Source organism: Klebsiella sp. GFKo11 (genome assembly GCF_056490265.1).
Genome location: NZ_CM151369.1, coordinates 2,849,877 through 2,869,996, shown reverse-complemented (window position 1 = coordinate 2,869,996; position 20,120 = coordinate 2,849,877). Strand labels below are relative to the sequence as shown.

29 protein-coding genes and 5 pseudogenes are annotated in these 20,120 nt (G+C 52.0%); 14 read left to right on the top strand and 20 right to left on the bottom strand.

What is annotated here, in order from left to right:
• Positions 1-112: 112 nt before the first annotated feature.
• The 19 genes and pseudogenes from AC07P6_RS13985 to AC07P6_RS13895 form a co-directional block, all read right to left on the bottom strand.
• A complete protein-coding gene (locus AC07P6_RS13985; protein ID WP_478316696.1) occupies positions 113-2,152 on the bottom strand; it encodes a host specificity factor TipJ family phage tail protein in 2,040 nt (679 codons plus the stop codon).
• Positions 2,139-2,534, bottom strand: coding sequence for an NlpC/P60 family protein (locus AC07P6_RS13980; RefSeq protein ID WP_325989990.1), 396 nt, complete (start codon positions 2,532-2,534; stop codon positions 2,139-2,141). The genes AC07P6_RS13985 and AC07P6_RS13980 overlap by 14 nt, the downstream gene beginning before the upstream one ends.
• A complete protein-coding gene (locus AC07P6_RS13975) occupies positions 2,531-3,001 on the bottom strand; it encodes a hypothetical protein (RefSeq protein WP_478316694.1) in 471 nt (156 codons plus the stop codon). Before AC07P6_RS13975 ends, AC07P6_RS13980 begins: the two co-directional genes overlap by 4 nt.
• On the bottom strand, positions 3,001-3,477 hold the full coding sequence (locus AC07P6_RS13970; RefSeq protein WP_478316692.1) for a hypothetical protein: 477 nt from the start codon (positions 3,475-3,477) through the stop codon (positions 3,001-3,003). The genes AC07P6_RS13975 and AC07P6_RS13970 overlap by 1 nt, the downstream gene beginning before the upstream one ends.
• 54 nt (positions 3,478-3,531) lie before the next feature.
• Positions 3,532-4,065 (bottom strand): hypothetical protein, encoded by a 534-nt coding sequence (locus AC07P6_RS13965; RefSeq protein ID WP_478316541.1) that lies wholly within the window; start codon positions 4,063-4,065, stop codon positions 3,532-3,534.
• A pseudogene (locus AC07P6_RS13960) lies at positions 4,065-4,457 on the bottom strand (tape measure protein); the annotation flags it as partial. The pseudogene AC07P6_RS13960 and the gene AC07P6_RS13965, both read right to left, overlap by 1 nt.
• A pseudogene (locus AC07P6_RS13955) lies at positions 4,400-4,789 on the bottom strand (putative metallopeptidase); the annotation flags it as partial. The pseudogenes AC07P6_RS13955 and AC07P6_RS13960, both read right to left, overlap by 58 nt.
• Before the next feature lie 274 nt (positions 4,790-5,063).
• Positions 5,064-5,264, bottom strand: a complete 201-nt coding sequence (locus tag AC07P6_RS13950) for a hypothetical protein (RefSeq protein WP_004136199.1) — start codon at positions 5,262-5,264, stop codon at positions 5,064-5,066.
• Positions 5,265-5,690: 426 nt separating this feature from the next.
• Positions 5,691-5,876: a hypothetical protein gene (locus AC07P6_RS13945; protein WP_142515226.1), complete on the bottom strand. Its 186-nt coding sequence runs from the start codon at positions 5,874-5,876 to the stop codon at positions 5,691-5,693.
• Positions 5,877-5,961: 85 nt separating this feature from the next.
• Positions 5,962-6,153 (bottom strand): hypothetical protein, encoded by a 192-nt coding sequence (locus tag AC07P6_RS13940; protein ID WP_142515247.1) that lies wholly within the window; start codon positions 6,151-6,153, stop codon positions 5,962-5,964.
• Positions 6,104-6,379 carry a hypothetical protein gene (locus tag AC07P6_RS13935; protein WP_142515227.1) on the bottom strand — a complete coding sequence of 92 codons (276 nt, stop codon included), beginning with the start codon at positions 6,377-6,379 and terminating at the stop codon, positions 6,104-6,106. The genes AC07P6_RS13940 and AC07P6_RS13935 overlap by 50 nt, the downstream gene beginning before the upstream one ends.
• A complete protein-coding gene (locus tag AC07P6_RS13930; RefSeq protein ID WP_042944971.1) occupies positions 6,376-6,720 on the bottom strand; it encodes a DUF7940 domain-containing protein in 345 nt (114 codons plus the stop codon). Before AC07P6_RS13930 ends, AC07P6_RS13935 begins: the two co-directional genes overlap by 4 nt.
• Complete coding sequence (locus tag AC07P6_RS13925; protein ID WP_142515228.1) at positions 6,717-7,259, bottom strand: glycoside hydrolase family 108 protein; 543 nt, start codon at positions 7,257-7,259, stop codon at positions 6,717-6,719. Before AC07P6_RS13925 ends, AC07P6_RS13930 begins: the two co-directional genes overlap by 4 nt.
• A complete protein-coding gene (locus AC07P6_RS13920) occupies positions 7,256-7,555 on the bottom strand; it encodes a phage holin family protein (protein ID WP_031280382.1) in 300 nt (99 codons plus the stop codon). Before AC07P6_RS13920 ends, AC07P6_RS13925 begins: the two co-directional genes overlap by 4 nt.
• Before the next feature lie 657 nt (positions 7,556-8,212).
• Positions 8,213-8,902 carry a bacteriophage antitermination protein Q gene (locus tag AC07P6_RS13915; RefSeq protein ID WP_478316689.1) on the bottom strand — a complete coding sequence of 230 codons (690 nt, stop codon included), beginning with the start codon at positions 8,900-8,902 and terminating at the stop codon, positions 8,213-8,215.
• Positions 8,899-9,039 carry a YlcG family protein gene (locus AC07P6_RS13910; RefSeq protein WP_032693618.1) on the bottom strand — a complete coding sequence of 47 codons (141 nt, stop codon included), beginning with the start codon at positions 9,037-9,039 and terminating at the stop codon, positions 8,899-8,901. Before AC07P6_RS13910 ends, AC07P6_RS13915 begins: the two co-directional genes overlap by 4 nt.
• Positions 9,036-9,398: a crossover junction endodeoxyribonuclease RusA gene (gene rusA, locus AC07P6_RS13905; protein ID WP_004196945.1), complete on the bottom strand. Its 363-nt coding sequence runs from the start codon at positions 9,396-9,398 to the stop codon at positions 9,036-9,038. The genes AC07P6_RS13910 and rusA overlap by 4 nt, the downstream gene beginning before the upstream one ends.
• On the bottom strand, positions 9,395-9,685 hold the full coding sequence (locus AC07P6_RS13900; protein WP_004141687.1) for a DUF1364 domain-containing protein: 291 nt from the start codon (positions 9,683-9,685) through the stop codon (positions 9,395-9,397). The genes rusA and AC07P6_RS13900 overlap by 4 nt, the downstream gene beginning before the upstream one ends.
• A pseudogene (locus tag AC07P6_RS13895) lies at positions 9,678-9,761 on the bottom strand (NinE family protein); the annotation flags it as partial. The pseudogene AC07P6_RS13895 and the gene AC07P6_RS13900, both read right to left, overlap by 8 nt.
• Between AC07P6_RS13895 and AC07P6_RS13890 the strand changes: the two are divergent.
• The 14 genes and pseudogenes from AC07P6_RS13890 (at position 9,732) to AC07P6_RS13825 (ending at position 19,690) form a co-directional block, all read left to right on the top strand.
• On the top strand, positions 9,732-10,316 hold the full coding sequence (locus AC07P6_RS13890) for an Nmad5 family putative nucleotide modification protein (RefSeq protein WP_478316687.1): 585 nt from the start codon (positions 9,732-9,734) through the stop codon (positions 10,314-10,316). The pseudogene AC07P6_RS13895 and the gene AC07P6_RS13890 sit on opposite strands and share 30 nt — an antisense overlap.
• A 119-nt stretch (positions 10,317-10,435) precedes the next feature.
• Complete coding sequence (locus tag AC07P6_RS13885) at positions 10,436-10,561, top strand: hypothetical protein (protein ID WP_074185988.1); 126 nt, start codon at positions 10,436-10,438, stop codon at positions 10,559-10,561.
• A complete protein-coding gene (locus AC07P6_RS13880; protein WP_032693604.1) occupies positions 10,554-10,748 on the top strand; it encodes a hypothetical protein in 195 nt (64 codons plus the stop codon). Before AC07P6_RS13885 ends, AC07P6_RS13880 begins: the two co-directional genes overlap by 8 nt.
• Positions 10,749-10,837: 89 nt before the next feature.
• A pseudogene (locus tag AC07P6_RS13875) lies at positions 10,838-11,716 on the top strand (hypothetical protein); the annotation flags it as partial.
• Between the two features lie 7 nt (positions 11,717-11,723).
• The gene (locus AC07P6_RS13870) at positions 11,724-12,461 is read left to right on the top strand and encodes a recombinase RecT (RefSeq protein ID WP_478316686.1); all 738 of its coding nucleotides are present in this window, start codon (positions 11,724-11,726) and stop codon (positions 12,459-12,461) included.
• Entirely contained in the window at positions 12,458-13,138 is a 681-nt protein-coding gene (locus AC07P6_RS13865) for a lambda exonuclease family protein (RefSeq protein WP_047721002.1), read from the top strand. Before AC07P6_RS13870 ends, AC07P6_RS13865 begins: the two co-directional genes overlap by 4 nt.
• A complete protein-coding gene (locus AC07P6_RS13860) occupies positions 13,135-13,293 on the top strand; it encodes a DUF1317 family protein (protein ID WP_046878446.1) in 159 nt (52 codons plus the stop codon). The genes AC07P6_RS13865 and AC07P6_RS13860 overlap by 4 nt, the downstream gene beginning before the upstream one ends.
• Positions 13,290-13,517 (top strand): hypothetical protein, encoded by a 228-nt coding sequence (locus AC07P6_RS13855; RefSeq protein WP_004135665.1) that lies wholly within the window; start codon positions 13,290-13,292, stop codon positions 13,515-13,517. The genes AC07P6_RS13860 and AC07P6_RS13855 overlap by 4 nt, the downstream gene beginning before the upstream one ends.
• Positions 13,514-14,173 carry an MT-A70 family methyltransferase gene (locus AC07P6_RS13850; protein WP_478316684.1) on the top strand — a complete coding sequence of 220 codons (660 nt, stop codon included), beginning with the start codon at positions 13,514-13,516 and terminating at the stop codon, positions 14,171-14,173. Before AC07P6_RS13855 ends, AC07P6_RS13850 begins: the two co-directional genes overlap by 4 nt.
• Positions 14,170-14,385, top strand: a pseudogene (locus AC07P6_RS13845) (dcm methylase); the annotation flags it as partial. The gene AC07P6_RS13850 and the pseudogene AC07P6_RS13845, both read left to right, overlap by 4 nt.
• 80 nt (positions 14,386-14,465) lie before the next feature.
• Entirely contained in the window at positions 14,466-15,758 is a 1,293-nt protein-coding gene (locus AC07P6_RS13840) for a tyrosine-type recombinase/integrase (RefSeq protein ID WP_478316682.1), read from the top strand.
• 49 nt (positions 15,759-15,807) lie between these two features.
• Positions 15,808-16,251 carry a hypothetical protein gene (locus AC07P6_RS13835; RefSeq protein WP_478316680.1) on the top strand — a complete coding sequence of 148 codons (444 nt, stop codon included), beginning with the start codon at positions 15,808-15,810 and terminating at the stop codon, positions 16,249-16,251.
• A 123-nt stretch (positions 16,252-16,374) separates the two neighbouring features.
• The gene (locus AC07P6_RS13830; RefSeq protein ID WP_478316678.1) at positions 16,375-17,946 is read left to right on the top strand and encodes a carbohydrate porin; all 1,572 of its coding nucleotides are present in this window, start codon (positions 16,375-16,377) and stop codon (positions 17,944-17,946) included.
• Between the two features lie 133 nt (positions 17,947-18,079).
• Positions 18,080-19,690, top strand: a complete 1,611-nt coding sequence (locus tag AC07P6_RS13825) for an FAD-NAD(P)-binding protein (RefSeq protein ID WP_478316676.1) — start codon at positions 18,080-18,082, stop codon at positions 19,688-19,690.
• Positions 19,691-19,823: 133 nt separating this feature from the next.
• Here the strand turns inward: AC07P6_RS13825 and AC07P6_RS13820 are convergent, their stop codons facing one another.
• Positions 19,824-19,973 carry a hypothetical protein gene (locus AC07P6_RS13820; protein ID WP_478316674.1) on the bottom strand — a complete coding sequence of 50 codons (150 nt, stop codon included), beginning with the start codon at positions 19,971-19,973 and terminating at the stop codon, positions 19,824-19,826.
• Positions 19,974-20,120: the final 147 nt, after the last annotated feature.

The following is a 20,120-nucleotide window of genomic DNA, read 5'->3' as shown; positions in this document are numbered from 1 at the left end:
CGCGTTGGTGTTGGTAATTCTGCCATGTGCTTGTCGCCCTATAAAAAGGCGCACGAATCCCTCAGAAGCAAATCCGATGGTGTGCGCGAAGGTTGGTAATTACTGTTGTGTGTTACGGATAAATCGAGTCAGAGTATTCAGAGAGGGTTAGCGTCTGAGTGTCGTCACCATTGGGTTTCGCCGTTTCGACGCGCCAGATGGTGGAATTCAGTTCGGTGTCGGTAGCGATGAAATACCGACTGGCGTTCTGTACGAAATTTCCGTCGTAGATATTCAGGTCGAATGCGTCAGCAGCGGCCTGAAACGCTTTGGGCTTTCCGTTTACGGGGTATGCATGCCACCGCCCGCGGTAATTACCGAGGCTGTCCGTCATCACCACCCACATATCGCCGAGAGAGAAGTCGATGCGCTCTGACGTGGAAAACTCATCGTCGGTGCGACCTGTGATATAACCGTTCTGCTGGGCGTTGTCGTACATATCCGGACACTGAACAACCGTGCCGCGCACGACCTGCGTCGAATCCAGTACTTTCACTGTCATGCTCAGGCGAGAGTAGAGAATGCGACTCGCTTCCAACCAGGCCCTGTCCTCTGCCTGCGCTCTGTTTCTGCACCCGTCCAGACTCAGCTGGCTGGCGTTAATCGTCGCATCATCTGCGACAGTGATTCCGTTCTCATCAATCTGCAGGTAGATGTACGACTTTTTATTGGTGAGCGGGTCGACATAATCAACCGTGACGCCATCATAGCCACCCGGCAAAGACATCTGCCAGGAAACCTTGTACTCATCCCAGAACATGTTTGAGCGAGCATAAACCGCATCAGGGTTATAGACTTTCTCATCACGCCAGAATGTCAGCACGTCGCCGATATTGTTTCCGCCGACGCGGGCGACATTACAGATGGTGCTGATCCGCTCGCCGAGTGACAACTTTTCATCCGAGAAGGTGTAATCGAAGTAAGCGAGTTCGGGGACAGTGATGGAATCGGCGATAGCGTACAGCGTAGCGATATCGATGCTGGCGGCGTCCTGCCTGCCGATGACTATCCATTCATGCAGTGCGGCATCAGCAAACGAGCGGCTCGGGCGCAGCGTGTAGTCAATCAGGCCAGTTGTTCGGTCATAACTGATAGTGTGACGCTGAGCGAGCATATTGTATTTCTGCTCGCGGTTACTGTTGCTGTTGTTCGGCCCTTTTATGGTGACTTTGGCGATAGTGTCGTCAGGGTAGGACAGCGTATCTTCACCGATGAAACTCTCAGAAGAAACGATGTTTCCGCTGCCAGTGACATTACGGGTTACCGCGCTGCCACCGGAGTTCCACGTTGCGTTGATAACAAACGTCACCGGGTGCGGCACTGCCAGCGCGGCGAAGTACGTGAAGTTATCATCGTTCGAGAGCACCGTTGCCTTGAGTTGGTTGCTCTCTATCACCATCGCCGTCGGCGCTGTTGTCGTTGCGGTCTGGGCCGGGAAATCCTCACTCTCGTTCAGACCTGGAACCTCTTCGTTATCGACGTCGTCAAATTGGTACCCGACATCGATGGTCCCGATCGTCACGCCCGGGTCGAATACCTGATAACTGGCACCTGTCAGGCTGCCGAGGTTCGATTCTGAGTAGCGCACAGAGGAAATAGTGTATTTCCCATAACCCACTTCGAACCATTCGGTGATGTATTTGTTGTTGTCGACGAACTCAAAAAGCACCTCCTGAATCAGGTCAGGAAACACGCGGCACAAGCCATAAACGTTTGGTCTGCCTTTGTACAGCCGCGCCCGGTTAGTCTGCCCGGTTAAATCGTTGTTTGGTGATTCGCCGGTAGACACCGAAGGCGTGGCGGCGCTTTGCGTTCCCATCAGAGAGCCAAGCACTTTCTTGGTGAAGCGGATCGGGTTGAGGTGCTCAATAGGGTTGAGTAACGTCCCTATCAGACCACCTCCCTCCGGCTGATCGAATACCGACACCGTATCCCCGGAACGTAGCGCCCGAGACAGATCGAAATCGTCGTCTAACTCCCTGCCGTTAAGCTTTACCACCACGTTATTGTGCAATTTCAGCTTATCAAGCAAGACTATCAGAGGCGTTCCCGGCTCCGTTGTTCCGTGCTGCTTTGGCGCGCCAGGCAGGCGCTGAAGCTCATATCGAACCATGCACAAGATACTCCACTTTGTTATAGATTTTCTGAAGGATGACGGCGCTGTCCGTGCGGACAAAACCGAACTCGCCGCGGGAGTGCAGGCATTTCCCCGGATTAATCATTACGCCGACGTGCGCCGGCTGATTGCCGTAATAGAACACCGCAAGGCAGCCGGAAACCGGCACCGGAACCCGGCGCCAGTGCTCGAGTTCCTCTTCGTAGCAGGTGATGAAATCTGAGCCAGATTCGTAGCCGGCAACGTGGTGGAGCTCCAGCCCAAGCACGTGGCGGTAATACAAAACGACGAGGCCCCAACAATCAAGCTCGTCAAACGTGCATGCGCGGTTAGCCCAGGGCTTGCCATTAACCAGCCCGATAAATTCGCTCTGTGTCATACGGTAATCAGCCCAGGATAGTCTTCCGTGGTGTAAATAATGGGGTTGGCCAGCGTCAGTGGGTTGGTCTTGCCAGCATTCACAGTGACATTGCTACCGTCAGCGCCGACGTCCTTAACAAACAGTGACCAGGACTTCATTGGTTCAGCATCACCTACTGCATTCCACTGCTGGTATTTGCAGGTTATCGGCGTCATGCGTGCAGCCCCTTTCCAGCTCTTCAGCGTGCTACGGACTTCTTCTGCGCCCTGGAGAAACGTAATCCCCATCGCGATAATCGCCGAACCGTCCTGCGTTGGCTCGGTAATGCTGAAAGCCGCTGGCTGGTACTGATTGCCCCCGAACGTGGACTCTCGGAACAGTTTATTGACGACCCGGTAGTAGCCGAATGCCGGGTGATAAAACTCGATAGTTTGTTTGATATCGCTCGCCGGCCGGCGCTCTTTCCACTCTCTCAATGTCGGCATTAATCAGCCCTCGGCATAACGGCAGTGACCAGATAATCCAGCCAGTAACCGTAATTCTCTGGTGCATCGACAATCCAGTCGTCGTAGTCCTCGGTGATGTCCTCGATACCGTTACAGATGACGCTGGCGGTCCAGGTGACGATGTTCCCGTTTTTGCTGGTCTGTACCGGCATACTGATGAAATGCAGGGTCTGCAGCTGTACGCCCTGCGTATCGCCAAGGTCAATCCGCATCTGGAAACAGTTACGTCCACGGTCGCAGTACGTCGGCGATCGGAGCCACGATTTAAAGCGCTCGGCCTGCTGCAGCGTGAATTTCCACTGCAGCGACCAGGTCGATTTCAGGTCAGTGGTTAACGGCGTGAAGATGACGGGACCGACCGCCGGCGTCGTCGTCTGCCATGCCGTATCCTGCGTCATATTTTGGTCTGCGCGCTGAGGAAGCGGCAGCATATCCGGGTATGAAACTGTTGCCACGTTTCCTCCGGGCATTAAAAAACCCGCCGGGGCGGGTTGGTTTTATAGTTCAGATTAGTCTAGTGGGGTTATTTGAATCACTTCTGACTTTACAGTTTTTATAGCAGCTATGTTGCTTGCAAAAAACAAAACGAATTTCATCCTTATTGGTAATGGATGATTGTTTGTTCTTTTACCTAAATCATCAAGGTATTCTGATATTTCTGGCGAAAGTCTATAAATCTCATTGAGCCTGTTTATGCAACTTTGATTATCAAAGTTAATGGTTTCGATTCTGTGAGCGAATTCGTTTCTGATTTTACGGAAAATACCAAGGCTGACAGCTACAGATTTTTTTATCAGTCCAAGCCGATAAGCTGCGGCAATTCGGGACTCAAGCGAGGAGAATGGTGCTGAAGGCCCATGAAATAACTCATCTTTTGAGTTAAGAGGAGGAAGCAAAAAAGATGAAATTAATTCGAGCAATCCTTCCTCTATCATACTTGAGGCTACTAGCACGCATCCCCTATCACTTTCAGCAAACAACGTATCCATGATGTCGCTTATCTTCTTGGCAAACTCAGGCCCAGAAAAAATGTTGTCTTCCATTAAAAATCTCCATTAGCTCTGCGAGATACGCCAAGCGTCGATTGTAGCGTACTGATATACGGTCCGTTACGCTCTGCATCAGAAATCAGAAACTCAATGACATAGTTACCATCAACCTGATTAGCGCCCATATACTGAGGTTGAGCATTCGACACCTGATTGTTGATGACCACCTGCACGTTTAACCCCTGGTTTGAGTTCGATATTCCAGAAACATTACCCGAATCGCTTTTTTGGCTTTGATACTCACTACCGGTCGATGCCTTTTTGATACTCGGAGAACCAGTAACCTCTTTGTTGCTGAATACCTTCCCGCTATCACCTGGAATCATAAACAGGCCCTTACTGGTCTGCATGAGTTCAGGTAGGTTCCCCTCCCCAACAGGATAGACACTATGCGGCCGAACCATTCATGCATCTGCTGTTCCATGCGAGACTTCTGCCAGCCGCCGGCGCGCATCATTACCTGCTCACACTGACCAAGCACAATGCGGCCACTTTTGGTGAATGCACCTGACGCCCACATAAACGAGATATCAGCGTCAGCGAGTGCATTAGCGAGGTGTTCGTGGTCAGGATTATGGAGCCGGCCTTCATCAGAGAGTATGTGCTGATTTACCCACTCTCCGATTTCAGTAGCCGGGATAATCCGCGTATACGGTAGCCAGTTTTCGCCAATGAAGTTGACGGGAGGGAATGGTCGGCGGTCTTCAACTTCAGCCATACAGAACATTCCTCTGGGTTGTTCGGATACTTACCGGGGAATTGTTTAACCGGTAACTCATGAAACTTACATAAAACTCTGTCAATGGCACTTTACCGGCACCATTTGCAGAAGTTTATAAACGCGACATTGCCACTTCTTCTCAGAGTTGCTCAGTCACTTCTCGTCTTTGCGAGCCGTCAAGATGTGGATCACCTCTTTGGTCGACACCAGATCTATGCTTCTTGTCGGGTAAGCATTATCGAAGCCCTTCGCTGAAGAGCTTCTGTAATGCCTACTGTCGTTCCAGGTGTTCGTAACGTGAAATGGTCTTGCCGTTTGCGTTCATCACGTAGGCCACTTCTCCCTGCTTCAGGAATACGTTCTGGTCCATTCCCGATACGGCAATACTCTGCTGGTTGGGGTTGAAGCCAACGCTCAGTCCACAATGAATTTCTTCACCGCCACCAGGCGACATCACTTTTACTGTTAACATGCTTCTTCTCCTGCTTCTGGTAATAAAAAAGGCCGCCACTGGCGACCTTGGTTTGATTCATGCTAGTTGTCAGGACGTATGACACGCATAACAGCAGTAATAACAGCCATTTGATTGCGAGTAGGTTTTCTTGGCTTCTCTCACTGCCGGAGAGCAAGTTTCAAAAATCCCCAGATACAGCCTGTTTTTCTCTTCTGGCAACCGAGTGCATGAACTCACATGTACTTCGTGATCGCCATTAAACTGCGCATTTTTATTAACGTAATAATACTGTCCCATTGTTATATCCCAGAGTGATGCTGCTGATTGCAGCATCTTCAATCTACGCCCAGGCACTAAGGCAATTAAGACGAATCTCATTTAACTTTGACTAATGTCACTTACCTTTCTGGCAGTTGACTTGGTGCATATTGTCTGCAGTCTGAATTAAGCATAAATCGAACCTACAGTTCCTATTATCGCTGCAAGTAGAATGAAGGTGACCGCAGTTCTACGCATTAAAACGCCATAAAATGAGATGGCCAACCCTGCGAAAGCAACAATCAAAACTGGCCACATATCGAGTAAGAGAAAAAAATAGCCTTCGAGGGCACTGTCAATTAGCACGTCCATATCACGAATTCCTTTAAGAAAACATCACCCCAGGAATTTTATCACGAACAACTAGCGTGTTAACCGCCAATCAGCAAGCATGAATTTACCTATTATTAGTAGGTTTCGTCAGACAGTTCGCCTGCACTGATTTGTTGTGCGCCAGAATGTCGCGCTTCGTCTGTTTATCCATCACGTCTATATCGTGGTCAGTCAGGTAGATGATCCGCACCCAGCTGCACGCGGTATCAACTACCACCGGGGCGGGTAAATTGTTCGCGCAGCTCCCGATCAACATCGTCATCGCCCATACGCTTAACGTCTTCCTGTACATCGCTGGCCCCTTTCGTTGCATCAGCCCGGCGTTCTGCCGCGGCGACGGTAGCAGCGGCGTTTTCTTCAGTGCGCTGCTGCTCGGCTTTGGCTTCCGCCTTGCTGGTCCCGCGCGCATGGCCTAACCCAAACGCGCCAGCGATTAAGCCAAGCAGAACGACTACCAGCCCGCTGATAAATTCAAGGCTCATTGCGCCTCCTGCTGCTCATCGGCTATTTCTTTCAGCTTTGGCTGTCTGACGTATTGAGAGAGGATGGCGAGCACCACCAGGGCCGGGCTAATCATTGCCACAATGTTTGCAGGCAGAATATCTTTGATATCCGGCGGCAGCATCGCCCAGGCATGAAGAGCTGCGTCCGGAAATGATTGGGCCCATACACCGACCAAAGCGCCGGCAGCACCCAGGCGGACAGACCATGTTTTAAGCAGCAACCGGGCATGACCAACAAACTCCAGCCGGGTATATTTGCGCACTAGCAACAGAACCAGCACGGCCACCAGCGCCAGCAGAGCGAAAATAATCATCTTCATAGGCTCACCCGCTCTTTAACCCAGCCGTATAGAAACGCTTCGTTAGCCGGCCTCGCTTCGGCCAACTCAAGATAGCGAGCCCCCTGGCTGCAATTCAGCGCCTTTAGCAGCGTGGCTTCGCCATCTTTGCCACGAACGGCGAGATAACTTTTCAGGGCGGCGATGGTGAGATTGCCGATCGCGCCGTCCGTCTTCAGATCCGGATATAGCTTGCCCTGCATATTCAACGCCGTTAACCAGCGCTGCAGGAATGTACTGGCGACACGTGGCCCCATGTTCACGCCAGTATCACACAATTCCTGTGCAATGGCTGGCGATAACTCGGCGATGCAGTCAAACTTCGGTTCTGTCCAGTATTGCGACAGATAAATTGCTTTGGCTGTATCCCGTGGTAACGCCTTCATATCGCCGCTATAGCCATATGCGCGGGCGGTAGTCTGCGTGATACCCCAGCGCGTTGGGCCGCCTTTATCATTCGGGTTATTTACGTAACCCCCTTCTTTACCGAGGACGCCCTCGATAATCTGATCTGCTGTCATGGCGCCTTAACTCCGGTAATGCGCTCCCAGAAATAGGTCAAAGCAACAGAACCCATTGCCCCGCTAATTCCGGAAGTGGCCAGTATCATGTAAATGCTCAATCCGCTTTCAATGCTCACCAGACCAGCAATAACGCCGGTAAACCCTGAAACCACCATTTGGGCAAGAGCATTGATCAAGCTCCATGTTGCCTTGCTCTGCTTCACATCTATCAGGTAGCGGACAAGTCCACCCCAGCAAGCAATGATCAGCAGAACCAGCCAGGACATCCCGGCAATGCTCTCTTTGTCTTGCATACGTTTAGCCATAGTTACCGCCTCCGATTAAAGATCGGGAAGCTGTGTGTTTGAAAAGGGTCAGGCCCGTCAGGCTGGATTTAACAACGAAGCATGTCGATGATGATTCCTGCGGGACCTGATAATAAAAAAGCCATGCAAATGCATGGCCTTGTGATTTGAATCCGTTATTTACAAAATGTATTCGAGACAGTATCTTTCGACTTCCGGACAAAAAAACATATACCGGGACAAAATCTAAATGTAACTGCCTTGCCTGCATGAAACCATGCGGGCTTTTTTTTGCCCAAAGAAAAGGCCCACCGGAATGGCAGGCCTTTAGATAGGGTTATGCAGTATGTGTGTGGTGCCGGGTGCCTCCCGGTGAGTCGCTGCCAGGTCAGGAACGACTCGCAATAAGCGCAAAAAAATAACTCGACCTGGCATTGCCCCTCCGCACAGGGGGATTCACCACCCCAGAAATTTAACATCTGCCAATTTCATTTTCAATGCTATACGACGATGTGACAGGGGTACTGATGCAATGCATCTCGCGAATACCCTGTCGTGTCGCCGGAAAGCAAAAAGCCCAAGGCGTTAACCTCGGGCTTGAATTCTTTGTGTGTCGACAATCGAAGCTATGGCGACGATATCAGATTTACATGAAATATATGCCTTTCAGTTCGGTTTTGCAAGACTTACATCTAAATTTGTCGCCTTTTGTTGTGAACGTGATCGCGTTACCGATATGAGAGCGTCGCTATCAAGCTTCACAAAACTGCTGCGCAGCGCCAGCCAATGAGGGAGGTAGGTTTCTGTCCATGTGGACTTTGCTACACCAACCAGCTCCGCCAGCGCCTGATATTCATACGCCTCCCGCCCTGCCAGCTCGGCCTTGACGTCCTGCGCCGCCAGCCAGATAAGCTGACGCAGACGCTCGACCGTTTTCTTTGCAATGCGCACGCCGGCCAACTGCTGGCTGAATTGCTCCCACGCCCACCGGGTGATCGTCTCCTGGTTCTCCCAGCGGATATTGTCGCTGTAGTTCCACAGCAACCACGCTTTCTGATGCTCTTCCAGCGACAGCAGCGCGCGGCGCCAGCTGGCTGTCGAGTACTCAACGGGGAGAACGAGAGCGATTGCTGAACCTTTCGCGCGGGACTGCTGTCCGGGGATTGGCGGGTTTGATGGGTTTACCATGCGCCCGGTGACCGGATCGGCTACTTTCTTCCTTCCCCGGCTGCGCGCCGTAGCGGTGAATTGCGCATTTTCTGCGAAAGCCACCAGTTGCCCTTTCGTCGCGCCGCTCAGATCGGCGGTGGCCACTATCAGCTGCTGGCGAACAAATTCTAAATATTGCGCTGTCATGCTGTCTCTCCCAGGGTCTGATAGATGCGAACGAAATTCTTGAGGATGCGGTAGTCAACCAGCACGGTGCCACTGCTGCGTAAAAGACGGAGCTTTATCCAGCGGTCTCGGATGCGTTCGATAACGTCCCGGCTCATGCGGCCTCCATTTCGGTAATGGTCAGCTCAAGCCGCCCACCTTTGACGACAGGCATTCTCTTCACGCTGTAATAATCAACCTGCTGGTCATCGAGCCAGAAACCTGATTTCGTCAGAGCATCGAATGCAGCCTTTTGCAGGTTGTCCAGGTCACGGCGCCGGCGATCCGGCATGTGGCACTCAATACGGATTTTCAGTGGTGTGGCCAGGCCGATATCAAGCATCGAGTCTTTAATGATTCTGGCGACGCTGTCGCGGTATGCCTGCCCTTCCGCGCTGATGTGTGTGCGCCCGCGATTGTGTCGGTAGTAGCGGTTGTTGCTTGGCGGCCAGGGTAATGAAATGCGATATTGGTTCATGCTTTTATCAACCCCTCTTTCATCCAGATAACCTGCGTTCGGGCCATTCCCTCCAGTGCGCACTCTTTCGCATACTCCGCATCTACCAGGCGCGTGCGGCGGTCTATTTCATCGTGACAGGATGAACAGGCGATAGCGGCGATCAGATCAGGCGGCTTAATCCCGGTCCCGCACAATCCAGCAATGCGGATATGGGCCAATACCGTGGTTTCAGGGTTACCGTTGCAGACGCCCGGGATGCGAACCTGACATTCGCGACCTCGAGCTGCTTTGCGTAAATCAGCCATGGCTTTTCCTCCGGGCAGCGCGGCGCAGCCAGCGGACGTCTGCCAGATGAGCCGTATAGTGAAAAGTGGGAATATCACCGCTATTGAATCCCTTGACCTTAAACGCCAGGAAGTTGCAAGAGATGCTCGCATCGCTGCTTTTGGCGGCAAAGAAAAGGCCGACAAGGTCGATAAGCAATATGAAAAGCTTGAGAAATTAGAGGCAGAGCTTCGCAGTGCTGGCGCTTCGCTTCACATTTCCGGCAATCCGCAAAGCTCAATCAACATTGCAATTTCCGGTCGTCGTCTTGGCTGGTGCTCATACGGAAGAACCAGCGAAGGAAAAGAAATTTTTCTGGTTACTCCAAACCGTGATCTGTGTCTCTTTGGTGCCGAGCATGAAATTACCAAGCGGTTTGATTCAATTATCGACGAAGAGCAAAAGCTCAATTCCAGAAAAAAAGAAATTGAGGCGACTGTTTGGGCTGCTCTGAAATCCGTTACTACCCTGAGTCGCCTTGTAGAAGTATGGCCTGAAAGCAAAGAGCTTATACCTGAAAACGTTGACAGCGCCAAAGCTGCCCTTCCTGCGCTGAAGGTTGAGGACCTCAACCGGTTAATTGGTCTTCCAACTGAATCGGTAGAAGGCTAGCTCTTCTCTTCATGTGTTAAGGAGTGGCAAATGATCCGCGAACAAGACAAACGCGCATGGCGTAATTTTTGGTTAAAGGTCGTTCCGTTTTTGGTTGCAGTCCTTTTTTTTAGCTTCGCATGCTGGGGTGGAAAATGAGCAAACAAGGCATTCGTTCACTGATTTACTGCCTGCTGGTCTGCGGCGTTATCTGGGCGGCGGCGATTATCAAAATTCTGCACGTTACGGGGGTGTTCAATGGCTAACTCAATTCCTAACAGCGGACGCGCCGTGATGATGCGTAACGCTAAAACTGGCGCCACCTGGAAGGTTTCACGTGACTACCTGAAGGAAACCTTCTGGTTCGAGCCACAGGGTAACTTGCGCCATATCCGCCAGTGCTTTGAAGCGCGTGAGCTGCTGCCAAATCTGGTACCAGCCGGGACGCATTAACCCGCGCATATCAGCGCACGAATTTAACTGAGCTATCAGGCGGCTTTCATCGCGCCGGGGATTCTTACAACCAAATTTCAGGGGAAACCATGAGCGAAATAACAGATTTAGTCGTCATCGAGAAAAAGAACGCGATGGCGGTTTTCACCAATAACGACCAGCTCGACCCGCTTATCGAACTAATCGAAAAAGAGGCTCGTAGTCTGGTTCCGGACGTGACCACCAAAAAAGGCCGCGACGCTATCGCATCCATGGCTCACAAGGTTGCGCGCTCTAAAACGTACATCGACAACGCAGGTAAAGACCTGGTCGCTGAGCTGAAGGCTCTGCCAAAGCAAATCGACGAAAGCCGCCGCGTTGCCCGCGAACGTCTCGATGCGCTGAAAGATGAAGTGCGCCGGCCGCTGACTGAATGGGAGGCAGAGCAGGAGCGAATTAAGGCCGAAGAAGCCATGAACGCGATGCACGCCGAAGCGCTGGAAATGAACATCAAGTTCGATCAGGAGTTGGCGGCCAAGTTCGAAGCGGACCACGAAATGGCCCTGCTGATGGATAAAGATATTGACCGCGAACGCGCAGATAAAGCAGCCGAAGCCGAACGCCAGCGCATTGCCCGCGAAGAAGAGATTGCTCGCCAGGCGGAAGAAAAAGCCAAACGTGAGGCAGCAGAAAAGGCACAGCGTGAAATTGACGCTGCGGCCGCCAGAGAGCGCGAGGCGATTTTGGCAAAAGAGCGCGCAGAACGTGAGCGTATTGAAGCTCAGCAGCGGGCCGAACTCGAACAGCGAGAAGCAGCTGAACGTGCTGAGCGTGAAAAACAGGCCGCCGTGGAAGCAGAGCGCCGCAAGGCTCAGGAAGAAGCCGACCGCATCCGCCGAGAGGCAGAGCAGCGTGAACAGGCCCGCCTGGCCGAAGAGAAGCGCAAAGCTGATGAGCAGGCGCGCCGCGAACCCGGTAAGCACCAGAAGCGCTGTAATGAATGTCGCCGGGATTGGCGTGTCCCTTAACCCGGCTCAGAAGCTGGCTTATCTGGTGCCGCGCAAAGGGGCTATCTGTCTCGACATCAGCTACATGGGCCTGATGCACATTGCGCAGCAATCCGGGGCTATCAAGTGGTGCCAGTCGGCAATTGTCCGTAAGAACGATCAGTTTCACCGCGAAGGTCTGGATAAGCCACCGGTTCATATTTACAACGATTTCGACACCGCAGAACAGCGCGGCGACATTGTAGGTGCCTACGTCGTTATCAAAAGCGACGACGGCGACTACCTGACTCACACGATGCGCATTGCTGATATCTACGCGATTCGAGACCGCTCAGAAGCATGGAAAGCCTACAAGAACAAAGGCACATCATGCCCGTGGCTCACAGACGAAGAGCAGATGATCCTCAAGACTGTTGTTAAACAGGCTGCGAAATATTGGCCACGCCGTGAGCGCCTTGATGCGGCTATAGATCACGTGAACACCGAAAGCGAAGAAGGTATTAACTTTTCCGCACAACGCCAGCCAGAACGCGATGTTACACCGGCAGAAACAGCAATCATCAAAGAGATTAACGACGTTCTTATCACGATGAATAAGACATGGGATGACGACCTGCTGCCTCTGTGTTCAAAAATATTCCGCCGTGACATTCGTGAATCATCAGAACTGACTCAAGAAGAGGCGGTTAAGGCTCTCGGATTTCTGAAAAATAAGGCGGCCGCATGACACCTGAAATCATCCTTGCGCGCACCGGCATTGACGTTACCCGCGTTGAACAGGGCGATGAAGCCTGGCACCGCTTGCGCCTCGGCGTCATAACCGCATCGGAAGTTCACAACGTCATTTCAAAACCGAGATCTGGCACAAAGTGGACTGACATGAAAATGTCCTATTTCCACACGCTACTCGCAGAGGTTTGCACCGGCGCAGCGCCGGAGGTTAACGCCAAGGCTCTGGCATGGGGGAAACAGTACGAGGACGACGCCCGCACACTGTTTGAGTTCACCACTGACGTACAGGTAACCGAGTCGCCGATCCTCTTCCGCGACGAAGGAATGCGCACCGCCTGCTCACCTGATGGCCTGTGCAGTGATGGCCGCGGCCTTGAGCTGAAGTGCCCTTTCACCTCTCGCGACTTCATGAAATTCCGGCTTGGCGGCTTCGAGGCTATCAAATCCGCCTACATGGCCCAGGTGCAATTCAGCATGTGGGTAACCGGGAAGGATGCCTGGTACTTCGCGAATTATGACCCTCGCATGAAGCGAGAAGGCATTCACCACGTGGTTGTTGAGCGCGACGACAAATACATGTCCGACTTCAACGAAATGGTGCCGGAGTTCATCGAGAAGATGGACGAATCGCTGGCGGAGATCGGCTTCACCTTCGGGGAGCAGTGGAAATGAAAACTCACCACGACGGTATCACCGTTGGCAGTATCACCCTTCCCTATTCCATCAATCGCCGGGGATGGATCGCCCCAAGCGGCGACGTTATCAAAAACCCATTAAAGGCTCAGCGCCTGGCTGAGCTGATGAACAGTAAGAAGGTGGTGGCATGAGTAACGAAGCGATGAAAATGGCATTAGCAAAGCAGTTAACTATTGCCCTGCAAAACCTCGGGGCGCCTGTTGAATTGCTCTGCATTGTTGGTAGTTACGGGGATACCCAGACTGACGCTGACACTCTTGAAATGCTCGAACAATACAACGATAGCGGAACCTGCATGGATGTGATTATCGCTCCTGAGTTTACATGGAAACCAAATTCTGGCGGTGAAGCATGAGCAGAAAATACTCTCTGATTTACGCCGATCCGCCCTGGGCTTATGGGAACACAATCAGCAACGGCGCCGCAGTGGACCACTATTCGACAATGCGACTCATCGACCTGAAGCGCCTGCCTGTGTGGGAATTGGCGGCCGAAAACGCGGTGCTGGCGATGTGGTACACCGGCACCCACAACCAGGAGGCGATCGAGCTGGCCGAGGCCTGGGGATTTACGGTGCGCACGATGAAGGGCTTCACCTGGGTGAAGTTGAACCAGCTGGCTGAGCTGCGAATTACCAAGGCTCTGGCAGAGGGAAATGTGACCGACTTTTACGACTTCCTTGACCTGCTGAATGCAGAGACGCGCATGAACGGTGGCAAGCACACCCGCGCCAATACCGAAGACGTGCTGATCGCCACCCGTGGCGCCGGACTGGAACGCAAACACGCCGGCATTAAGCAGGTGGTCTACAGCCCGCTCGGCGCGCACAGCGAGAAACCGTGGGAAGTTCGCCACCGTCTGGAACTACTTTACGGCGATGTGCCGCGGATTGAGCTTTTCAGCCGCAGCGCTGCGCCAGGTTGGCATCACTGGGGTAACCAGTGCGCCACCGCTTCCGTTGAGCTGATACCCGGCTGCGCCATCGACGTTGTTAAGACGGAGGCAGCATGAGCAAAGGAACCATTATCTGCCTGTGCGATTTCACTGGCGTCATGGCTGAGCCATGGGTCGAAGCAGGTTATCGTGCCGTTCTGGTGGACCCGCAGCACCTTGAGACTTCGATCGACGGTCCCATTGAGCGCATATCGGCAACCATCCTTGAGGCGATGCCGCGGCTATCTCAGATCATCCGCTCTGAGAACGTCGTCATCGTCATCGGCTTCAGGCGCAAAAGCAACCATTGGGTGATCGGGAGGTATGAAACAGGTAAGCTTACACCGCTCCTGGACGTCGGGAGGGAACAATGAGTAAAGAATCATACCCAACGGGCGTTGAGAACCACGGAAAATCACTCCGCATATGGTTCATTTTTAAAGGTAAGCGTGTCAGGGAAAATCTCGGTGTCCCTGACACCGCTAAAAACCGCAAGGTTGCCGGGGAACTGCGTACATCAGTATGTTTCGCTATCCGCATGGGTAGCTTTGACTATGCTGCGCAGTTCCCGAATTCACCAAATCTCAAAAACTTTGGTATGGAGAAAAAGGAGATTACGGTGCAAGCTCTCGCGGATAAATGGCTTGAACTTAAAGGCATGGAAGTCGGTGCAAACGCATTAAGTCGCTATAAATCGGTAGTGAGAGTAATGCTTCCCCATATCGGCGGCAAAAAACTGATCTCGACGGTCACGAAAGAAGATTTGTTGAATGTCAGGAAGGAACTGCTGACGGGTTACTGCGTGGCGCGACCAAACCGAAAGACCGTGAAAAAGGGACGAACGGCCCCAACAGTAAATTATTACATGGGGATCATCTCTTCTTTTTTTCAGTTTGCTCACGAGAACGGCTATGCAGAGGAAAACCCCTGCACCAGCATTGGAGTACTGAAGAAAGCCAGAGCTAAGCCAGATCCGCTTAGCAGAGATGAGTTTTCCCGGTTAATCGACGCTTGTCACCAGCAACAAACCAAAAATCTCTGGTCGCTGGCGGTTTATACAGGTGTCAGACACGGCGAGTTAGTTTCTCTGGCGTGGGAAGATGTTGATTTGAAGGCGGGTACCATGATCGTGAGGCGCAATCTCACGACCATGGGAGATTTTACTTTACCCAAAACAGAGGCCAGTACTGACAGGGTAATCTATCTCACTCAACCTGCGATTGATGTACTGAAAAATCAGGCAGAACTGACGCGGCTCGGGAAGCAGCATCGTATAGAAGTTAAACTGCGTGAATATGGCAGAAGCACCCATCATTCCTGCACGTTTATCTTTGTTCCTCAGCCTACAAGACATCATAACAAACCTGATGGGTATTATGCAGTAGGTTCTCTCGGGCCAAGTTGGACCTCAGCGATGAAAAGAGCTGGCTTACGTTCACGGAAGGCATATCAGTCGCGCCATACATACGCATGCTGGTCCTTGTCTGCTGGAGCAAATCCAACTTTTATTGCATCGCAAATGGGGCACGCAAACGCACTGATGGTGTACAGGGTTTATGGTGCATGGATGCCGGAGTCCAGCGCTTCACAGGTGGCCATACTAAATCAGTCCCTGCGAGAAAATGCCCCAACGGTGCCCCAAAGAGAAAAAGTGACAGCATAAGACTATTAAAATCAGGTGGTTAAATCCTAGTTTAAATCATATGTTCATTATGATTGAAACCTCGCTGATTGCGGGTACTGGCTTCAATCCATTAATTACCGTTTGCGCGATGTACGGTTTTGCCAACGCCGCCGTGTGTCTGGCTATTTCGTTAAAATCCAAAAATGTCGCGTTTAAAACCGCGGGTATTTCCGCCACTATTACCCAGCTACTCGGCGTTTCTGAACCCGCATTGTTCGGGATTGTGATGCAGTCCGGACTCCGCGCTATTATCGTGATGTTAACCAGCTCCGCGCTGGGTGGAATGGTCCTCTCTTTGCTGTCGATAAAAGCCAACTCTTACGGCCTGGCGGTTCTGCTGTCGCCATTAATGTATTTGTATGACCGTTATCAGTTTATTTCCTATATTAGCGTCGGAGTCGCCGTATTTATCTTCGCCTTCATAATGACGTTCGTTTTTGTCAATGCGAATAAAACCACGAAAAAGTCTTAGGGGATAACAAAGCCCAATCATTAATTTAACAAGCAGTTAAATAATCCATTTTCAATGGCACAGTAATATGTGCTCTGCACCCCTGTGTTCAGAGCACCGCTTCCTCCTGTACAGGTCTTAATAATGAAAGCCTATATGCTTACGCTCTGTGCGCTGGCTTTGCCAGCGCCTGCCCTTGCGACGGATACAACCTTAAGCGAAATTAACGCCCGACTGGAAAAGCTTGAGGCCGAATTAAAGCAGTCGCGAATACAATTACAAGATGCCAGCAGCAAAATTGATAATGCGGAAAAAAGAGCCGCCAGAGCCGAGAAAAATGCCGCTCGCGCAGAAGAGCGATTGCAGGCCGTTGAACAAAAAACCGATGCAGATCTTGCGTTAATCAAGAGTCAGTCAGCCGCTAGCGCGGTCAAAAAAGACGATCGCTCGGAGATAACATTTGGCGGCTATGCAAGAACGGGGATATTGACCAGCAAAGGCACCACCAGCACCGTCGGCCCTTCTCTGACGCCAGCAGGAAGCACCGGGGGAAGCGTTGGTCGCCTTGGCAACGAATCCGATACCTACGTCACTGCTGACATCAACTATCGGCGTAAATATGACAATAATAGCCAGCTGCGTTATTACATGAAAATTGCCGAATGGGATAAAACCTATAATACCGACAGTTCATTTAATGGTCAGATGAACGTGCGTCAGGCGTTTGTGGAAATGAGCGACATGCCCTCGTTCAGCGGCGCATTCAAAAATGCCACGCTATGGGCCGGGAAACGTGAAGACCGGGATAATTTCGATATTCACTGGCTCGACTCCGACATGATGAATTTAATCGGTACCGGGGCCGGCATTTATGATGCGAACTTCTGGGGCGATATTAAGACCAATCTGGCGGTTTACGGACGTAACTTCAATGATATTGATACGATGGAGAACGTTGAATATAACAACATGACCGGGGCTGATAACACCTATATTCAGAATTATACCTTCTCGCTCAATAACCGCCTGGATAACTGGCAGTGGATGGTCAACGGTCTTTACTCGCAGGATAACGATAAGCGGATTAACGACGGGCTGGCCACAGATAAAGCCGCCTCGAGTGGCTTTAACACCATGCTGGCTTATCATGGCGACAGTTTCTATGGCCTGCGCCCCGGCCGGACTAAAACGGTGCTGCTTTATGGCCGCGCGCTAGGTGCGGAAGTGCGCGGGCCGGGTTCCGACGGCTACCTGATTGATCCGGCCTGGACGGTGAAATTTGCCTCTTACGGCATTACTTCGCTCACCGATAGCCTGAGCCTCGCGCCCCTGGTCGTCGCTCAGAGCAGCAATAATCGCTATATCGATTCCGACCATTACGACTGGGTGACGCTTAATGCCAGAGTGATCCAGCAAATTAACCAAAATTTCGCGCTGCAATATGAGACCAGCTATCAATATATGGATATCGATCCGAAAGGCTTTAACGGCAATAAAGCCGCCAGCGGCAGTTATTACAAGCTCACCTTTGCCCCGACCTTTAAAATGCAGAACGTGACGGACTTTTTTGAACGCCCGGAAATTCGCTTCTTTGCGACATGGATGGCTTGGGATAAATCGCTGGATAATTACTCTTCCACCGATACCTTCGGCAGCGCCGGTTACCATGGCGCCGGGACGCTCTTCTTCGGCGCTCAGCTCGAAACGTGGTTCTAAAATCGGCTCCTCTTCTGACTCAACTTCGCAAGAGGAGTCTCTGAATTGGCCTCTATCACAATTTTCGACCACACTAAATCTGCGTAAGGACAGCGAATCTATGTAACATCAACACAACAGCGGGTCATTCCAGATGAAAAAAATTGCCATCATCGGCGCGGGGCCTACCGGAATTTATACCCTGTTTGCACTCCTTAAACACCACGAACCGCTGGACGTATCGATTTATGAGCAAGCCCATGAAGCGGGCGTGGGCATGCCCTACAGTGATGAAGAAAATTCACGCATGATGCTGGCGAATATCGCCAGCATTGAGATCCCGCCTATTCTGTGCACCTACATCGAGTGGCTAAAAGCCCAGGACAAGGCGCACCTTGCGCGCTATGGCGTGGATTATGACGCTTTGCATGATCGTCAATTTTTGCCGCGTATCCTGCTAGGCGAATACTTTCGCGACCAGTTTATTGGGCTGGTTGCACAAGCTAAAGAACGAGGCTTTCGGGTGCATGTTCATGAATCCTGCGCTGTCACCGACCTGCAGGCCACCGCGCAAGGCGTCAGGCTGTGGGCCGAAGGCGAGCAAACAGCAGACGTTTTCAGTCTCGCAGTAATCGCCACCGGCCACGTGTGGCCTGCGCAAGAGGAGTCGACCCGAACTTATTTTCCCAGCCCGTGGTCTGGCCTGATGGAAGCCAACATTCCGCCCTGTCGGGTGGGGATTATGGGCACCTCGCTCAGCGGGATTGATGCAGCAATGGCCGTCGTCGTTCAGCATGGCAGATTTACTGATTCGGACGATGGAGCGCTGACCTTCAGGCTGGATGATGACAGCAAGGCGCTCAATATTGTGTTGATGTCCCGCTCCGGCATTCTGCCCGAAGCCGATTTTTACTGCCCTATTCCCTGGGAGCCACTGCATATCGTCAGCGAAAGTGCGATCGAAAAAGAGATCGCAGCGGGTGCCGACGGCTTACTCGACCGGGTATTTCAGTTGATGGCGCAGGAAATCAAACTGGCCGACCCGTGCTGGAGCGAGAACATCGCCCTTAACGCGCTGGACGCCGACAACTTCAGCGAGGCGTGGTTTCAAAAACGCCAGCAGCGCAATCCATTTCACTGGGCACGGGCGAATCTCGACGAAGTTGAACGTCATAAGCGAGAGCGTTACACCGTGCCCTGGCGCTACGTTATTTTGCGGCTACACGAAGCCGTTCAGGAGATGGTTCCGCATCTCAACGATCGGGACCGCGAGCGCTTCAGCCGGGGCCTCGCCCGGGTGTTTATTGACTGTTACGCCGCCATTCCCTCCGAGTCTATTCGCCGGCTACTGGCGCTGCGCGAAGCCGGCATCATCAGCATTCTCGCTCTGGGCGCGGATTATGAGTTATCAGTTGAGCAAGATAAAACGCTGATTATTAGCCACGATAACCGCTATATCTATGATGTGTTTATCGATGCGCGGGGGCAGAAACCGCTCAAAACTACCGATCTCCCCTTTCCACATTTAAGAAAGCAATTACTGGCGACCGGCGATGATATTCCCGACGTCGGGGACGACTACACCTTGCAGGAACCGGCTGAGGTGCGTGGGCGCATTGCGTTTGGCGCAATCCCCTGGCTGATGCATGACCAGCCGTTTGTCCAGGGCATCACCGCCTGTGCTGAAATCGGCACGGCGATAGCGAAAGCAATATCGCAACCAGCGAGCCGCTCACGCAGGCTTTTGCCGTTAATTGACCTTTAATTTATCCGCCGTCGGAGGACGGCGGCTTGCGGTTCGGGTAATAGAGATCATAGGCCGGGCAAGGCGCTGGCAGCCACCCGGCAACAATACGGGCACACTATCTCAAACAAGTGAGTTCATCAGCCTCGGCGGATTAGCGCTTTTCAGGCCGGGGATGATAAGGATCTTTTTTATGATCTTCGCTGTCGTCTCTTTTGCGTGGGATTTCCCCCTGCTCGCGCCGGTCTTCTTTCGCCGGATGCCGCCCCTGCTTATCAGGATCGGCTGGATTGTGTACAGACATAGGTTTCTCCTGTATGCGCTATCGCCTCGGGACCACTTTTATTTCCCGCAGTCCCCCGATTAATATCCAGTTTGTCTCATAAAGTCTGGTCGCTAATATCTATTTTCACAACTGCAATAATTCGCGAATCGTCCGAGAATAATATTA

Coding starts and splice junctions, on each gene's coding strand:
- AC07P6_RS13985 (WP_478316696.1), bottom strand. CDS start 2,152: ATGGTTCGATATGAGCTTCAGCGCCTGCCTGGCGCGCCAAAGCAGCAC.
- AC07P6_RS13980 (WP_325989990.1), bottom strand. CDS start 2,534: ATGACACAGAGCGAATTTATCGGGCTGGTTAATGGCAAGCCCTGGGCT.
- AC07P6_RS13975 (WP_478316694.1), bottom strand. CDS start 3,001: ATGCCGACATTGAGAGAGTGGAAAGAGCGCCGGCCGGCGAGCGATATC.
- AC07P6_RS13965 (WP_478316541.1), bottom strand. CDS start 4,065: ATGGAAGACAACATTTTTTCTGGGCCTGAGTTTGCCAAGAAGATAAGC.
- AC07P6_RS13950 (WP_004136199.1), bottom strand. CDS start 5,264: ATGTTAACAGTAAAAGTGATGTCGCCTGGTGGCGGTGAAGAAATTCAT.
- AC07P6_RS13945 (WP_142515226.1), bottom strand. CDS start 5,876: ATGGACGTGCTAATTGACAGTGCCCTCGAAGGCTATTTTTTTCTCTTA.
- AC07P6_RS13940 (WP_142515247.1), bottom strand. CDS start 6,153: ATGTTGATCGGGAGCTGCGCGAACAATTTACCCGCCCCGGTGGTAGTT.
- AC07P6_RS13935 (WP_142515227.1), bottom strand. CDS start 6,379: ATGAGCCTTGAATTTATCAGCGGGCTGGTAGTCGTTCTGCTTGGCTTA.
- AC07P6_RS13930 (WP_042944971.1), bottom strand. CDS start 6,720: ATGAAGATGATTATTTTCGCTCTGCTGGCGCTGGTGGCCGTGCTGGTT.
- AC07P6_RS13925 (WP_142515228.1), bottom strand. CDS start 7,259: ATGACAGCAGATCAGATTATCGAGGGCGTCCTCGGTAAAGAAGGGGGT.
- AC07P6_RS13920 (WP_031280382.1), bottom strand. CDS start 7,555: ATGCAAGACAAAGAGAGCATTGCCGGGATGTCCTGGCTGGTTCTGCTG.
- AC07P6_RS13915 (WP_478316689.1), bottom strand. CDS start 8,902: ATGACAGCGCAATATTTAGAATTTGTTCGCCAGCAGCTGATAGTGGCC.
- AC07P6_RS13910 (WP_032693618.1), bottom strand. CDS start 9,039: ATGAGCCGGGACGTTATCGAACGCATCCGAGACCGCTGGATAAAGCTC.
- rusA (WP_004196945.1), bottom strand. CDS start 9,398: ATGAACCAATATCGCATTTCATTACCCTGGCCGCCAAGCAACAACCGC.
- AC07P6_RS13900 (WP_004141687.1), bottom strand. CDS start 9,685: ATGGCTGATTTACGCAAAGCAGCTCGAGGTCGCGAATGTCAGGTTCGC.
- AC07P6_RS13890 (WP_478316687.1), top strand. CDS start 9,732: ATGAGCCGTATAGTGAAAAGTGGGAATATCACCGCTATTGAATCCCTT.
- AC07P6_RS13885 (WP_074185988.1), top strand. CDS start 10,436: ATGCTGGGGTGGAAAATGAGCAAACAAGGCATTCGTTCACTGATTTAC.
- AC07P6_RS13880 (WP_032693604.1), top strand. CDS start 10,554: ATGGCTAACTCAATTCCTAACAGCGGACGCGCCGTGATGATGCGTAAC.
- AC07P6_RS13870 (WP_478316686.1), top strand. CDS start 11,724: ATGAATGTCGCCGGGATTGGCGTGTCCCTTAACCCGGCTCAGAAGCTG.
- AC07P6_RS13865 (WP_047721002.1), top strand. CDS start 12,458: ATGACACCTGAAATCATCCTTGCGCGCACCGGCATTGACGTTACCCGC.
- AC07P6_RS13860 (WP_046878446.1), top strand. CDS start 13,135: ATGAAAACTCACCACGACGGTATCACCGTTGGCAGTATCACCCTTCCC.
- AC07P6_RS13855 (WP_004135665.1), top strand. CDS start 13,290: ATGAGTAACGAAGCGATGAAAATGGCATTAGCAAAGCAGTTAACTATT.
- AC07P6_RS13850 (WP_478316684.1), top strand. CDS start 13,514: ATGAGCAGAAAATACTCTCTGATTTACGCCGATCCGCCCTGGGCTTAT.
- AC07P6_RS13840 (WP_478316682.1), top strand. CDS start 14,466: ATGAGTAAAGAATCATACCCAACGGGCGTTGAGAACCACGGAAAATCA.
- AC07P6_RS13835 (WP_478316680.1), top strand. CDS start 15,808: ATGATTGAAACCTCGCTGATTGCGGGTACTGGCTTCAATCCATTAATT.
- AC07P6_RS13830 (WP_478316678.1), top strand. CDS start 16,375: ATGAAAGCCTATATGCTTACGCTCTGTGCGCTGGCTTTGCCAGCGCCT.
- AC07P6_RS13825 (WP_478316676.1), top strand. CDS start 18,080: ATGAAAAAAATTGCCATCATCGGCGCGGGGCCTACCGGAATTTATACC.
- AC07P6_RS13820 (WP_478316674.1), bottom strand. CDS start 19,973: ATGTCTGTACACAATCCAGCCGATCCTGATAAGCAGGGGCGGCATCCG.